The organism is Pseudomonas sp. P1_C12 (assembly GCF_056406435.1).
Genome location: NZ_JBFUAE010000014.1, coordinates 21,214 through 34,610, shown reverse-complemented (window position 1 = coordinate 34,610; position 13,397 = coordinate 21,214). Strand labels below are relative to the sequence as shown.

At 61.8% G+C, this 13,397-nt stretch carries 16 protein-coding genes; 6 read left to right on the top strand and 10 right to left on the bottom strand.

The genetic code is table 11. The annotated features are described in order from the left end of the window. The first annotated feature begins 19 nt into the window (after nucleotides 1–19). Nucleotides 20–409, top strand: coding sequence for a c-type cytochrome (locus AC1D19_RS22005; RefSeq protein ID WP_477764548.1), 390 nt, complete (start codon nucleotides 20–22; stop codon nucleotides 407–409). Here the strand turns inward: AC1D19_RS22005 and AC1D19_RS22000 are convergent, their stop codons facing one another. Beyond that, nucleotides 410–1,285 carry a LysR substrate-binding domain-containing protein gene (locus AC1D19_RS22000; RefSeq protein WP_477764547.1) on the bottom strand — a complete coding sequence of 292 codons (876 nt, stop codon included), beginning with the start codon at nucleotides 1,283–1,285 and terminating at the stop codon, nucleotides 410–412. A 134-nt stretch (nucleotides 1,286–1,419) separates the two neighbouring features. On the opposite strand from AC1D19_RS22000, the gene AC1D19_RS21995 reads away from it, so the two are divergent. Genes AC1D19_RS21995 through AC1D19_RS21980 form a run of 4 tightly spaced genes read left to right on the top strand, consistent with a single transcriptional unit; the run spans nucleotide 1,420 to nucleotide 5,661 of the window. After that, nucleotides 1,420–2,472 (top strand): agmatine deiminase family protein, encoded by a 1,053-nt coding sequence (locus AC1D19_RS21995; RefSeq protein ID WP_477764546.1) that lies wholly within the window; start codon nucleotides 1,420–1,422, stop codon nucleotides 2,470–2,472. A 4-nt stretch (nucleotides 2,473–2,476) separates the two neighbouring features. Then, nucleotides 2,477–3,385, top strand: a complete 909-nt coding sequence (gene aguB / locus AC1D19_RS21990; RefSeq protein WP_477764545.1) for an N-carbamoylputrescine amidase — start codon at nucleotides 2,477–2,479, stop codon at nucleotides 3,383–3,385. 1 nt (nucleotide 3,386) lies between these two features. Further along, the gene (locus AC1D19_RS21985) at nucleotides 3,387–4,487 is read left to right on the top strand and encodes an extracellular solute-binding protein (RefSeq protein ID WP_477764544.1); all 1,101 of its coding nucleotides are present in this window, start codon (nucleotides 3,387–3,389) and stop codon (nucleotides 4,485–4,487) included. A gap of 49 nt (nucleotides 4,488–4,536) precedes the next feature. After that, nucleotides 4,537–5,661: an agmatine deiminase family protein gene (locus AC1D19_RS21980; RefSeq protein ID WP_477764543.1), complete on the top strand. Its 1,125-nt coding sequence runs from the start codon at nucleotides 4,537–4,539 to the stop codon at nucleotides 5,659–5,661. Between the two features lie 144 nt (nucleotides 5,662–5,805). Here AC1D19_RS21980 and AC1D19_RS21975 read toward each other — a convergent pair whose 3' ends face one another. From AC1D19_RS21975 to AC1D19_RS21955, 5 genes are all read right to left on the bottom strand, one after another. Then, a complete protein-coding gene (locus AC1D19_RS21975) occupies nucleotides 5,806–6,234 on the bottom strand; it encodes a nuclear transport factor 2 family protein (protein ID WP_477764542.1) in 429 nt (142 codons plus the stop codon). Further along, complete coding sequence (locus AC1D19_RS21970; RefSeq protein ID WP_477764541.1) at nucleotides 6,227–6,970, bottom strand: SGNH/GDSL hydrolase family protein; 744 nt, start codon at nucleotides 6,968–6,970, stop codon at nucleotides 6,227–6,229. The genes AC1D19_RS21975 and AC1D19_RS21970 overlap by 8 nt, the downstream gene beginning before the upstream one ends. Nucleotides 6,971–6,997: 27 nt before the next feature. Then, nucleotides 6,998–7,198, bottom strand: coding sequence for a helix-turn-helix transcriptional regulator (locus AC1D19_RS21965; protein ID WP_477764540.1), 201 nt, complete (start codon nucleotides 7,196–7,198; stop codon nucleotides 6,998–7,000). Next, on the bottom strand, nucleotides 7,195–7,569 hold the full coding sequence (locus AC1D19_RS21960) for a hypothetical protein (protein WP_477754273.1): 375 nt from the start codon (nucleotides 7,567–7,569) through the stop codon (nucleotides 7,195–7,197). Before AC1D19_RS21960 ends, AC1D19_RS21965 begins: the two co-directional genes overlap by 4 nt. A 210-nt stretch (nucleotides 7,570–7,779) precedes the next feature. Further along, nucleotides 7,780–8,349, bottom strand: coding sequence for a thioesterase family protein (locus AC1D19_RS21955; protein ID WP_347911767.1), 570 nt, complete (start codon nucleotides 8,347–8,349; stop codon nucleotides 7,780–7,782). Nucleotides 8,350–8,453: 104 nt separating this feature from the next. Between AC1D19_RS21955 and AC1D19_RS21950 the strand changes: the two genes are divergently transcribed. After that, on the top strand, nucleotides 8,454–9,419 hold the full coding sequence (locus tag AC1D19_RS21950) for a GlxA family transcriptional regulator (protein ID WP_347911768.1): 966 nt from the start codon (nucleotides 8,454–8,456) through the stop codon (nucleotides 9,417–9,419). Nucleotides 9,420–9,485: 66 nt separating this feature from the next. Here the strand turns inward: AC1D19_RS21950 and AC1D19_RS21945 are convergent, their stop codons facing one another. The 4 genes from AC1D19_RS21945 to AC1D19_RS21930 form a co-directional block, all read right to left on the bottom strand. Next, nucleotides 9,486–10,058: a chorismate mutase gene (locus AC1D19_RS21945; protein ID WP_477764539.1), complete on the bottom strand. Its 573-nt coding sequence runs from the start codon at nucleotides 10,056–10,058 to the stop codon at nucleotides 9,486–9,488. An 81-nt stretch (nucleotides 10,059–10,139) separates the two neighbouring features. Then, entirely contained in the window at nucleotides 10,140–10,430 is a 291-nt protein-coding gene (locus AC1D19_RS21940; protein ID WP_477764538.1) for a DUF7693 family protein, read from the bottom strand. Nucleotides 10,431–10,598: 168 nt separating this feature from the next. Further along, nucleotides 10,599–12,152 (bottom strand): amino acid permease, encoded by a 1,554-nt coding sequence (locus tag AC1D19_RS21935; RefSeq protein ID WP_477764537.1) that lies wholly within the window; start codon nucleotides 12,150–12,152, stop codon nucleotides 10,599–10,601. Between the two features lie 84 nt (nucleotides 12,153–12,236). Continuing rightward, on the bottom strand, nucleotides 12,237–13,397 hold the full coding sequence (locus AC1D19_RS21930) for an iron-containing alcohol dehydrogenase (protein WP_477764536.1): 1,161 nt from the start codon (nucleotides 13,395–13,397) through the stop codon (nucleotides 12,237–12,239).

The following is a 13,397-nucleotide window of genomic DNA, read 5'->3' as shown; positions in this document are numbered from 1 at the left end:
CGCAGACTGGAAACGCAACATGAAGAAAATCGCCGCCCTGACCCTCGCCCTGGCGCTCACCGCTGGCCTGTTCAGCACTCCCTCCCTAGCTGCGGGCGATGCACAAGCCGGGGAAAAACTGTTCAAGCGCCTCTGCAGCGGCTGCCATCAGATCGGCGAGTCGGCCCGTGCGTCCTTCGGTCCGCAACTCAATGGCGTGATCGGTCGCCACTCCGCCGTCACCACGGACTACGTGTATTCCGACGCGATGAAATCCGCCCACCTGGTCTGGGACCGCGAAACCCTGATCGCCTACCTCGAAGCGCCGAAGAAAGTTGTCCCTGGCACCCGCATGATTTTCTGGGGCCTCAGCGACCCGGAAAAAATCGAAGACTTGCTGGCCTACCTGCAAACCTTCCCGGCGCAGTAATCACGCCGTGGTCTGCGGCTCGGCCGCCAGGTTGTCGGCCAGCCACTCGGTGAAGGCCCGGGCCATCGGGATGTTCTCGCTGTCGCGGTGGGTGAGCAGTGCCCAGTTCGGGCCACGGATGGTTTGCTCCACCATCGGCAGCAACAGCCCGGTGGCCCGCGCCTGCCGACTCAGCAACTGGCTCACCAGCGCAATGCCCAGCCCGGTGCAGGCCGCGTCCAGCAGCAACCCCGGATCGGAAAAATTCAGCCCCTGATCCATCTGCCCCACATCAATGCCGGACTCCACCGCCCAGTGGCTCCAGTCCATTTCCCGCTCGCCATGCAGGGTGGTGCGCTGTTCCACGGGCACGGCCAACAGGCTCGGGTGACACGCCGGGTAGAGGCGGTCGGCGTGCAGCACCTTGAAGCTGCATTCGGCCTGGGAACCGATGTCGTCGCGCACCGCCAGGTCGATGGTCTGGCTGGCCATGTCCGGCACTTCATCGGTACTGAAAATCCACAGATCGACCTGCGGATGCTGGCGACGGAAATCCCCCAGGCGCGGCAACAACCAGTGCCGGGCAAACGCCGGGGTGGTGTTGAGCACCAGTTGATTGGGTTTCTGGTATTGCCCCAACCGGCGAATGCCCACCGCCAGTTGCTGCAACAGCGCCTGGGTGGTGCTCAGCAGATCGTGCCCGGCATCGGTCAGGCTGACGCTGCGCCCGCTGCGATGGAACAGCGGTTGTTCCAGGTAGGCCTCAAGGCTGCGGATCTGCTGGCTGATCGCCGATTGGGTGAGGTGCAACTCATCGGCAGCCTTGTGAAAACTGCCCAGCCGGGCGGCGGCTTCGAAGCCGCGCAGGGTGCTCAGGGGCGGCCAGTGTTTGAGCATATCGATAAGTTCCTCTAATCAGTTGCCTGCAAAATCCATCGTTTGTTTGCCTGTTTTTCCAGCCGTAGCATGCATGCCAAGACCGCCAAGGCCGTTTTCATTGAACACAATGACTTAACTCAGAGGTGCTTGTCATGCAGCAGAACGAAATTCAAAACAGCGGTTGGAGGATGCCGGCCGAGTGGGTCACCCACGCCGCCACCTGGATGGTCTGGCCGCATAACAAGACCCTTTGGGAGTCAGGCTGGCGGGTGACGCTGCCACAGGTTCAAGAGGACTTCGCCCGGGTGGCCAACGCCATCGCCCGTTTTGAGCCGGTGAAACTGGTGGTCGATCCGTCATCCGTCGCCAGCGCCAAGGCCTTGTGCGGGCCGAACATCGAGTTGATCGAACTGGCGGTCAACGACAGCTGGTGCCGTGACTCCGGCCCGAGCTTCGTTTGCCATCCACAGCAAGGTCTGGCTGGTGTGAGCTGGCGCTTCAACGCCTGGGGCGGCAAGTCGGCCCACGATCTGGACGAAAGCCTGGCCCGCCGTGCGCTCAACCATTTGGGCCTGGAGTGTTTTGGCACCGCGCTGAGCAACGAGGGCGGCGCCATTCACGTGGACGGCGAGGGCACGCTGATCACCACCGAGTCGGTGCTGCTCAACCCCAACCGTAACCCGGGCGTGACCAAGGCCGAGATCGAAGAGATCTTCAGCCGCCTGCTGGGCGTGAAGAAAACCATCTGGCTGCCGGGCGATCCGGACTACGTGACCGGCGACATGACCGATGGCCACGTCGACGGCGTGTGCGCCTTTGCCCGCCCCGGCGTGTTGCTGGTGGACGCCACCCACGACCAGGACTCTGTGTATGCCGCAGTCGCACGGGAAAACCGTCGCGCTCTTGAACTGGCCACCGATGCCCAAGGCCGCAAGTTCGAGCTGATCGAACTCTATGAAGCCTCCGATGCGGTGGACACCGAGGCCGAAGTGTTCTGCGCCTCCTACACCAACTTCTACATCGCCAACGGCGCGATCATCATGCCGGCCTATGGCATCGATGCCGACAAGGTCGCTGCCGAAGTATTGGCGCAGGCATTCCCGGGGCGCGAAGTGGTGCCGGTGCGGATCAACCATCTGGCTCATGGCGGTGGCGGAGTGCATTGCATCACCCAGCAACAGCCGGCCTGGCCGGTGCGGGGTTGATGCCATGACCTTACTCACCATCGCCACCACCCAGATGCCGTGCACCTGGGACTTGAAACACAACCTCGACCAGGCCGAGCAACTGGTCCGCGAAGCCGCAGCCAAGGGCGCGCAGGTCATCCTGTTGCAGGAACTGTTCGCCACGCCGTATTTCTGCATCGAGCAACACCACAAGCACCTGGCACTGGCCGAGGAGTATCGCGACAGCCACGTGCTCCAGCGCTTTGCCGCATTGGCCAAAGAGTTGGGCGTGGTGCTGCCGCTGAGCTGGTACGAGAAGGCCGGCAATGCCTACTTCAACTCACTGAGCGTGGCCGACGCCGACGGGCGCCTGTTGGGGGTGTACCGCAAGACCCACATCCCCAACGCCATCGGCTATCAGGAGAAGGAATACTTCAGCCCCGGCGACAGCGGGTTCCGGGTCTGGGACACCGCGTTCGGACGCATCGGTCTGGGCATCTGCTGGGACCAGTGGTTCCCCGAAACCGCTCGCTGCCTGGCCTTGATGGGCGCCGAAGTGCTGCTGTTCCCCACGGCCATCGGCTCCGAGCCGGGTTGCGCCACGCTCGATTCCCGGGATCACTGGCAAATGACCATGCGCGGCCACGCCGCCGCCAACCTGCTACCTGTAGTGGTGGCCAACCGTGTCGGCCGGGAAGCGGCGACCACCGACCCGACCCTGCAAATGAGCTTCTACGGCTCGTCGTTCATCTGCAATCACAAGGGCAAATTGCTCGCCGAAGCCGACCGCGACAGCACCGGCGTGCTGGTCCACAGCCTGGACCTGGCGGCCATGCGCGAAGACCGCCTGACCTGGGGCATCTACCGCGATCGCCGTCCGGAAATGTACGGCGCCTTGTTGACCCAGGACGGTCGTCAGATCCACTCACGCTGGGCAACCCAAGGGGTGTGACATGAACATGATCAACAGGCTGTGTCTGGCCATGGGGCTGGCGCTGAGCTGTGCGGTGCCTGCGCTGCACGCCGAGGAGAAAACCCTGCGGCTGTACAACTGGGCCGATTATTTTGCCGAGGACACCCTCAGCAAGTTCACCGCCGAAACCGGGATCAAGGTGATCTACGACGTCATGGACGGCAGTGAAACCCTGGAAGCCAAGATGCTTGCCGGTGGCAGTGGCTACGACCTGATCTTCCCCGGCGACACCGTGGCCGAACGCCTGATGCGCGCCGGCAGCCTGCAACCGCTGGATCAGTCCAGAATCACCGCCATCAACGACGTCGAGCCCGGTTTGCAAAAGCTGCGCTCGCACTATGAGCATTCGAGCAAAGCCACGGTCCCGTATACCTGGGGCACCATAGGCCTGACCTACAACGCCGAGCAGATTACCCAGCGTGCGCCGGACGCGCCGGTCAACAGCCTGGACATGCTGTTCAAACCGGAACTGGCGGCGAAATTCGCCGACTGCGGCATCTCGATGATCGACTCGCCGGACGAAGTGCTGGCGGTGGTGCTCAACTACCTCGGCCGCGATCCGCGCAGCGCCAAACCGGCGGACCTGGCGGCGGCCAGTGACTTGCTGATGAAGTTGCGGCCGTACATCCGCAAGTTCCAGTCGCAACCGGTGACCGACCTGGTCAACGGCAACCTGTGCGTGTCCCTGGGCTACAGCGGCGACATGACCCAGGCGCAACGCACGTCGGACAGTGCCGGCAAGAAAACCACCTTCCACTACCGCATTCCCCGCGAAGGCACCACGGTGTGGATGGACACCATGGCCATTCCCGTCGACGCCCGGCACCCGGAGTACGCCTACGCCTTCATCAACTTTGTCATGCGCCCGCAGAACATGGCAGCCATCAGCAACTTCACCGGCTACCCGACCTCCAACGCCAAGGCCCGCCCGGACGTCGATGCCGCGATGCGCAACAACCCGGACATCTACCTCGATGACGCCACCTACGCACGGCTGATTCCCGGCAAGGACATTCCCCAGGCCGACATGCGGGCACGCATGCGCACCTGGACCAAATTCAAGACCGCTACAGTCAAATGATCACCGGCCGGCCCGAGGGCCGGCCAAACCCCGGATTTCAGGAAAACACATGCCGACACGTCGAACATTCATCAAGCAGGTATCGGTCATCGCCGGACTGGGCGCGGTGGCGTCCATGGGACTGGGCTTCGGGTCCATGTCGGCGCGAGCGGCCGGTAAAGGCAATTGGTACATGCCCGATGAAGGTGACAAACACCAGCGAGCCTTCATCGCCTTCGGGGCACAGGCCGCGATCTGGGAGGACTTCACGCCCCACGTGCAAGACGCCCTTGGCCGGATCGCCCGCACCATCGCCGAATACGAGCCGGTCACCGTGTTCTGTCGCCAGAGCGAGCGGCGCCTGGCCGAAGCCAAATGCGGCAGCCACAACACCACCTTCGTGATCGCCGATCTGGATGACATCTGGATGCGCGACATCGGCGCCAATTTTGTCGTCGATGGCAACGGCGACCTCGGTGCCGTGGATTTCAACTTCAACGGCTGGGGCAACAAACAGCAGCATGCGGACGATGCGCAACTGGCCGCCCTGGTCGCTGAAAACGCCAAGGCGGATTACCTGCGCAGCGAACTGGTGGGCGAGGGCGGTGGCATCGAAGTCGATGGCCACGGCACCGGGATCATGACCGAAAGCAGCTGGATCAACCGCAATCGCAATCCCGACTGGAGCAAGGCCGAGGTCGAAGCAGAACTGAAAGAACGGCTGGGCCTGCGTAAAATCATCTGGCTGCCGGGCATCAAGGGCAAGGACATCACCGACGCCCATGTCGACTTCTATGCGCGTTTCGTCAAGCCTGGTGTGGTGATCGCCAACCTCGACAACGACCCTGAGTCCTACGACTACAAGGTCACCCGCGCCCATCTGAAAGTCCTGGAAAACGCCACGGATGCCGATGGCCGCAAATTGCAGGTGCATACCGTGTCGCCGCCGCTCAACCCGCGCAACAGCCAGTTCAGCAAAGACAATCAGGACTTCGCCGCCGGCTACATCAACTACTTCGTGATCAACGGCGCGATCATCGCTGCGCAGTTCGGTGACAAGGAAGCGGATGCCAAAGCCTTCGACCTGTTGTCCAAACTCTACCCGGACCGCGAGGTGGTGCAGGTCGACATCGACGCGATCTCCGCCGGTGGTGGAGGGATTCACTGCGTGACCAGTCATCAACCGATGGTGTGAAGTTTCCAGGCTATACACAAAACCTGTAGGAGCGGCGGTGCGGCGATCCGACTTGCCCGCGAAGGCGGAGTGTCAGACGACATTGATGCTGAATGTGCCGGCCCCTTCGCGGGCAAGCCCGCTCCCACAGGGTAATTTGCTGAGTCAGGCTTTTGTGGCCTTCAGATAAGCCCCCAACCGCCGCCCCATTTCCTCACCCAACGCCTGCAAGCCACTCAACGGTCGCACCATCACTTCAAACTCGACAATCTTGCCTTGTTCATTGAAGCGGATCATGTCGATGCCCTTCAGCTCTTTCCCGCCGACCTTGGCGCTGAATTCGAGAATCACGTTCAAGCCATCCGCCGTCGCCAACTCGCGGAGATAGGCAAAGTCCTCGAACACGTTCATGACCGTGTTGAGGATCATCGACACCACCGGCGCTCCCGGATACGGCGTGTGCGCCATCGGCGAACGGAACACCGCCTGCGGATTGAGCAGTTCGGGCAAGGCGCTCAAGTCGCGCTTGCCGATCATCGCGTGCCACTGCTTAAGGGACGCTGCGACATTGGGGTTCAGGTTCAGCTCAGACATCTTCAACTCCTGTTTTTATTGTTGTGGTGCGAAAGCGTTGGTCGATAGCCCTGGCAGCATCGTCGGCCCATTGACGGTAGAGCATCGGCCCCGGATGAAAACCATCGCTGGCCATCAAGCCCGGTTCGGGTGCCAACGGGGTGGTGAGCATCGTACATTGATCCAGGCGTGCGGCCAGATCCGCCAAATGTGCATTGAAACGACGCGCCCTGAACCCCAGAAACCAGCGCAAGGGTTGCGGCAGCGCGGGGAACAGATGCATCGGCGGAAGCGGCGACATCACGATCTGCCTCACCGCGAACTTGTCGCACAGCAGCGCGATCAAGCGCCGTTGCCGGGCGAGCCACTGATCCAGGTTTAGTGAGCTGGTGACATCGTTGACGCCAATCGACAACAGCACCACATCGAACGGCTCGGGGGCGTGCTGTTCGAGCAGCTCCAGCAACCCTTGCGAATCCAGGCCCGAGCGCGCCCAGAGTTTCCACGCCACCTGATAATCATCGGCCAGGCGCTCCACCAACCGACCGCTGAGGGCCTCACCTTGAGTCGCCGCACCCACGCCTGCAGCGGCGCTGTCGCCGACAATCAACAACCGCAGAACGTCGCCGCTGCCGGCATCGCCCTGACGTTCGCCTTCGGCCTCCGGCAACCTCGGCGTCACCCGCCTGGTGTAGAGACCTTGCGCCAGCAACACCGGGCCGAGGAAGATTTTAGCGAGGATTTCAGTATGGCTCATGGACGGGCGCCTGATTGAAGAGGGAGATTATCCAGCGAACTCATCATCGAAAATGCTCTCAATAGGCAGCGCAAATGCCCGGGCAATCTCAAACGCCAAGGGCAGGCTCGGATCATAGCGGCCATTTTCGATGGCATTGATGGTCTGCCGCGAAACATTCAGCAACGCCGCCAGATCGACCTGAGACCACTTGCGTTCGGCACGCAGTTCCTTGAGACGGTTTTTCATTGGTAGCGCCGCTTGGCAAGTCTGAGCCCGATCATCCACATCAGGCCCATCACTGGCCACACACAGACCCAGGACACGTGCGCAAAGCCGACATTCTCCAGAAAACCGTAAGTGAAGGTCAGCAATGCCGAAGCGGCAAAGGCAAAACCGAGAGCTTCGTACTGAATACGCAAATGCATTTCGTCCAGCGCGCGCATATTGCGCACCACCGCCCAACACATCAGCCCCGCAGGAATCACAGGCAACAGCGTGATGATGATCTTCAGCATCATTGCCATTTCTTGCTGGTCTTTAAGCAAGATCACCGACACCAGCAACAACACGGCGTACAACGTAATCGCGACGCCCATTTCGATGTAGTAGCGTTTCAATGCATCCTCCTGATGTAAAAGCCCCTTTACATATTCGCCGGAGATTTCACGAATGTAAAGGGTGTTTTACATTGTTAGGCCAGCCCATGAAAAAGCCCGGCTGATTGGGCCGGGCTCTTCGTCTGGATCACTTCGCTGTGATCGACTCACAACACACAACTCGCCCGTTGCGCGAGGTAGGCACAGAATAGAGCGTACACAGGTTGGCGGTCAGCCGACTGTCTCCGGTTGCCGCGCAGGCGGAGCCTCTTGTGTACGCAACTGATGGCTCATGTCGTTGCAGTTACGCGACCAGTCCGTCAGCCATGGCGGCATCGACGGCGATTGCTCTGGCAAACCCAGTTCCAGCGCGAATTCACCGGGTGCCACCGTGCCTCTGCCCGCGCGGAACAGACCGCGCATCACCACCACGCCGACCACCCGGCCCTTGCTCACGAAACGGTGCTCCATAAAGGTCCACTTGTCGTCCCAGCCAAGCATGCGGGTATGTATTTCAAAGGCTTCGAACAGGCGCAACTCTCGGCGGAACTTGCCCCAGGTATCGCCGACAATCGGCACGGCCTTATGACGAAGCGCCACGCGAAAGGCGCCGCTGCGCAGTACGTAATCCATTCGCCCGATGTCTGCCAGCGTGAAATAGCGACCGTTGGTGACGTGCCGGTTGAGGTCCAGATCCAGCGGCCACACGCGCATGCACACAACGGTGGTCGCCGAGGCGTCCACGGGGTTGCGCCACGGGCGACGCAACAGCATAAGGAAAAGTCGAAACCAGAGATTCATAAGTGCGCCACCGTTGGGTTGATGGCTGCACTTTAGGCCATGGAAATCGGCTAAGGTAGGTGCGCAAATGACATTTTTCATGCGGAAAGTGCAATGGAGTCGCTATGCACATCACCTTGTTACTGGCCGATCAATGCTCCGCCGCCAGCGCAACCATGGCCCTGGAAGTGCTCAGTGCCGCCAACCTGTTCGCCGATAGCGACCCACCACCGTTCAGGGTGGTCAGCGCTTCGCTCGATGGCGCCGATGTGGCCGCCTGGGGTGGGCAGCGCTTGCATGTGAACCGTTCCACTCGCGAGATCCCGCGAACCGATCTGGTCCTGATCCCGGGATTCCTCTTCACCCTCAAGGACGCCTTACCGGCGTTTTGCGCCTATGGACCTTGGCTGCGTGAGCAGCACGCCCAAGGCGCGGTGGTGGCTTCCATGTGCACGGCGGCGTTCATGTTGGGTGAGGCCGGGCTATTGAACGGCACCCGTGCGACCACGCACTGGGCTTTTGCCGAGCTTTTCCGTCGCCGCTATACCGAAGCGTTGCTGGACGAAGGGCAAATCATTTGCGAGGACAATCGCGTGGTCACCAGTGGCGGCGCGAGTGCGGCCATGGACCTGTTGCTGCACCTGGTGCGTCGCTTTGCGTCACTGGAACTGGCGCAAAAGTGTGGCAAGTACCTGTTGGTCGACTCGGTGCGCAGCGAGCAGTCGGTGTATGTGATGTGGTCAATGCCCAAGAGCCATGGTGATGGCGACATCCTGCGGGTGCAAAACTGGCTGGAAGAACGCTTCGATCAGCCGTTGTTGATCGATGATGTGGCCCAACAATTCGGCTTCGGCGTGCGCAACTTCAAGCGACGTTTCAAGGACGCCACCGGCTACACGCCGATTACCTACCTGCAGACCTTGCGTCTGGAAAAGGCCAAACAGTTGCTTGAATCCACACGCATGACGCTGGACAGCATCACCTATGCCGTGGGCTACGAGGATGGCAACTCGTTTCGCAGGCTGTTTCAACAACGCGTCGGGCTACTGCCGGCGGCTTACCGCAAGCGGTTTCAAGCGGCGGCGAACTGAAGAAGAAAGAGCGTCCATGAAAGCCCGGCCGATTGGGCCGGGCTCTTCGTCTGGATCACTTCGCTGTCATCGACCTACAACGCACAGCTCTCCGGTCGCACGAATCATCGCCTGGCCATGCAGGTAATCCTTGATCAGCGCGGAGCGTTCGGTGGCCAGCCATTGCGGGCAGTTCGGGTCTTTGCGGTAGGGCAGGAAATCGGCGTACTGCTGGAGCAGCAGGTTTTGCAACTTGTCGAGCTTGGGCCGGATGTCGTTAATGAGGTCCGGCCGTGGTGTGTCCGGCGCCTTGTGCGCCGCTTGCCATTGCGCGAGCCGGCCGTATTGCACCAGTTTGCTGGCTTCGATCTGCGCAGCGATGAGGTCGGCGACATCGTCGGGGTCGAGTTGGTGCTGGGGGGCTTGCTGGCGGGCGTTGGCGATGACTTGCGCTTCCCGGGCGTTGTCCTGGACCGGTTTGCCGCTGTCCCACTTGGTCAGCGCCACCAGCTCACTGATGTACAGCCGCTCATTCATCGTTGCCAGCAAGGGTTGCAAGGCATCGGGCGCCGGGGGCGTCGCGCTGGCCTGGGCACCGCCAGCGAACAAACCGAGCAGGGCGCAGGTCAGCCAGTGCGACAGGCGTGGGAAACGGGGCATGGGCAGAACCTCCTTGGACGCAGAAATCACTGCGGCTTGTGTATCACAAGTGCGGCCAGGGAACGACAGGTTGCGAAGGATTCAGGCCAGCAACCGTTCAATCTGCGCCAGTTCCCAGGTGCTGAGCAAACTCACCGGGTCGGTGCCGAAGCGCTGCCCGTTGTCGAACGCATACTCGCGACCATCGGGACTTTGGCCGTGCAGGCAGTGGCGCAAGTGACCGGCATCGACGTCGAGCGTCAGGCGCCAGCCGTTGATGTCGACCCGAACATGGCCAGACTCGCAAGCGTCGTCGACTCGCTTGAAGGTGCAAATGCCCTGGGCGGCATCGCGCAACGGCTGGTAAACCTCGCGGGCGGTGAGGGCGGGCACAGGTGACTCCGGTGTGAAATCGGGGGGCACAGGATAGATCATCGCCATAAAAAACCGACACACCGCAATTCCTGTAGGAGCTGGCTTGCCAGCGAAGGGGCCGGCACGTTCAGCATCAATGTCGCCTGACATACCGCCTTCGCGGGCAAGCCCGCTCCTACAGGCCCTTTATTTGCTGTTCAATGCCGCTTCCGCCGCGGCGATTTCGGCCTGGCGCTTGACGATCATGTCGCCCACCGGTGGCCCCTGGAAGCGCCGCGCTTCAAAACCAAACCAGACGATGGCCGTCAGGATCAGGAAACCGATGGTGATGTACAGCGCCCAATCGTTCGGTGGCTGGATGCCGATGATGAAGATGATCACCATCGACAAGACCGAGAGAATGGCGAACACCGAGTACCAGAATCGCCCCATGTTCCACGGTCCCATGGTCGGCCACTTCGACGTCCCATAGGTAAACAGGCCGAGCACGATGGGAATGGCGAAGGAGAAGAACAGGAAGATCACCGTGCAGGACACCACGATCGTATAGACCGGCGTTGCCCCGACCGAGATCACCGACGAGCCCCAGTCGAACAGGACGGCAAGGGTGGCACCGGTCCAGATGGCTGCCACCGGGCTGCGAAAGGTCGGCGAGACGGAGGCCAGGGCTTTGGAACAGGGCAGGCCGCCGTCACGTGAGAACGCGAAGATCATCCGTGAAACCGAGGTCACGGTGGCCAGCCCGCAGAGCACCTGCGAGATGAAAATCGCCACGTGAAGCACCAGTTTCAAGGTCGGGTTGACCTGGGTGTTCATGGCCCAGAAAAACACGTTCCAGCCTTGCTTGGCCGCCTCATCCATGTTCGGCAGCATCAGCACGAACGCGCTGAGCATCAGCCAGCCGAACAGCAACGACCAGACCACCGACATGACCATGCCGCGCGGCACCGACATGGCCGCGTTGCGGGTTTCTTCGGAGGTGTGCGCGGAGGCGTCATAGCCGGTGATGGTGTAGATCGGCAACAGCAGGCCGAGCATGAACACCCAGCCATTGGAGACCTGCGGCCAGACGCTGCCACCCGCCTCACCGGAATAGTTGCTGAAGGTCCACAACCGCGCGAATTCATAGCTGGGTGCCGACATCAGGCAGACGATGGTCAGTGCCAGCGCGGTGGCGAAGATCAGGTAGCCGGAGAAGTCGGTGAGCTTGGCCGTCAGGCCGATGCCCAAGTGGTTACACAAGGCCTGCAAGCCCGTGAGGATCGCCAGGAAAATCACCCTGACCGTGGTCGTATCCTCCATGCCCAGTGCCGGTCCGAAGGCGCCGAAAAAGAAGTAGTAGGTGCCGACGTTGATCGCGCCCAGCACCGTGACCAGTCCCAGCAGGTTGAACCAGGCGGTCAGCCAGCCAGTGAAGCGGTTACCGAGAATCGAGCCCCAGTGGTACAGGCCGCCAGCGGTGGGATAGGCCGAGGAAATCTGCGCCATGGCCATGGCGAACACCCCGGAGATCAGGCAGCCGATCGGCCAGCCGATGCCGATGGATATACCCCCCGCGCCCGAAGTGCCTTGGGCCAGCGAGTTGATGCCACCCGAGAGGATGCAGATGATCGAAAAGGAAATCGCAAAGTTGGAGAAAACCCCCATTCGTCGTGAGAGTTGCTGGGCATAGCCCATGCTGTGCAGCACCTTGACGTCATCGTCGTGCGTTTCGATGCCCGGCTGGCTTGCTGGGTTCATGATGTGTGCCCCTTCAGGTTTTGGACAGGTCGAACTGAGCCGCCGTAGGCTCGACCTTGGTTTTCTGTAGGAGCAAGCTCGCTCCTACAGACGGCCGTGAAACGCCGCGTCGAAAATCTTTGCCACGCCGTCCCGGGTCAATGGCAGCGGGTTACCGCTGGCGCAGGGGTCGACAACCGCCATGTCCGCGATCAGGTCGGCCTGCCGGTCATCCACGCCCAGTTCAAACAGGGTATGGGGCACGCCGATGTCCTTGCGCAGCTTGAGGACGAAGGCCATGAAACTGTCGAAGCCGGGTGAGGGCAGGCGCAGGTACGCCGCCAGGCGGGTGATGCGCTCCTCGATGGCCGTGCGATTGAACTGCAGGACATAGGGCATGAAGGTGGCATTGGTCATGCCGTGATGGGTGTCGTACAGCGCACCCACCGGATGCGAGAGCGCATGCATCCCGCCCAGGCCTTTCTGGAATGCCGTGGCGCCCATCGCCGCCGCCGCGAGCATTTGTGCGCGCGCCTCGAGGTCCGACGGCGTGTGTACCGCCTTCACCAGTGAATTGGCTACCAGGCGCATGCCTTCCACGGCAATGCCGTCGGCCAGGGGGTGAAAACCGGGGGCGCAGTAGGCTTCCAGGCAATGGGATAACGCGTCCATGCCAGTGCCGGCGGTGATTTTCGCCGGCATGCCGACGGTGAGGGCCGGGTCGCTGATCACCACGCGCGGCATCATTTTCGGGTGGAAGATGATGCGTTTGGTGTGGGTACGCTCGTCGATGATCACCGCCGCACGACCGACTTCGGAGCCGGTTCCCGCCGTGGTCGGCACGGCAATGATCGGGGCGATGCGGCTGTCGTCGGCGCGGGTCCAGTAGTCACCGATGTCTTCGAAATCCCAGACCGGGCGGGTCTGGCCGCTCATGAAGGCAATCAGCTTGCCCATGTCCAGGCCACTGCCGCCGCCGAACGCGATCACGCCATCGTGCTGGCCGGCACGCCAGGCGTCGAGCCCGCCGGCCAGGTTGGCTTCCACCGGGTTGGGCTTGAGGTCGCAAAACAGCGCCACGCCAAGACCGGCGGCGCGCAACGCATCCAGTGCCGCTGTGGTGATCGGCGCGCGCGCCAGGCCGCTGTCGGTCACCAGCAAGGGGCGCTGGATGCCCTGGCTGCGACAGACGTCGGCCAGCTCGGCGATGCGCCCGACACCGAACCGAACGCTCGTGGGGTAGCTCCAGTTTCCTGTCAGGTTCAT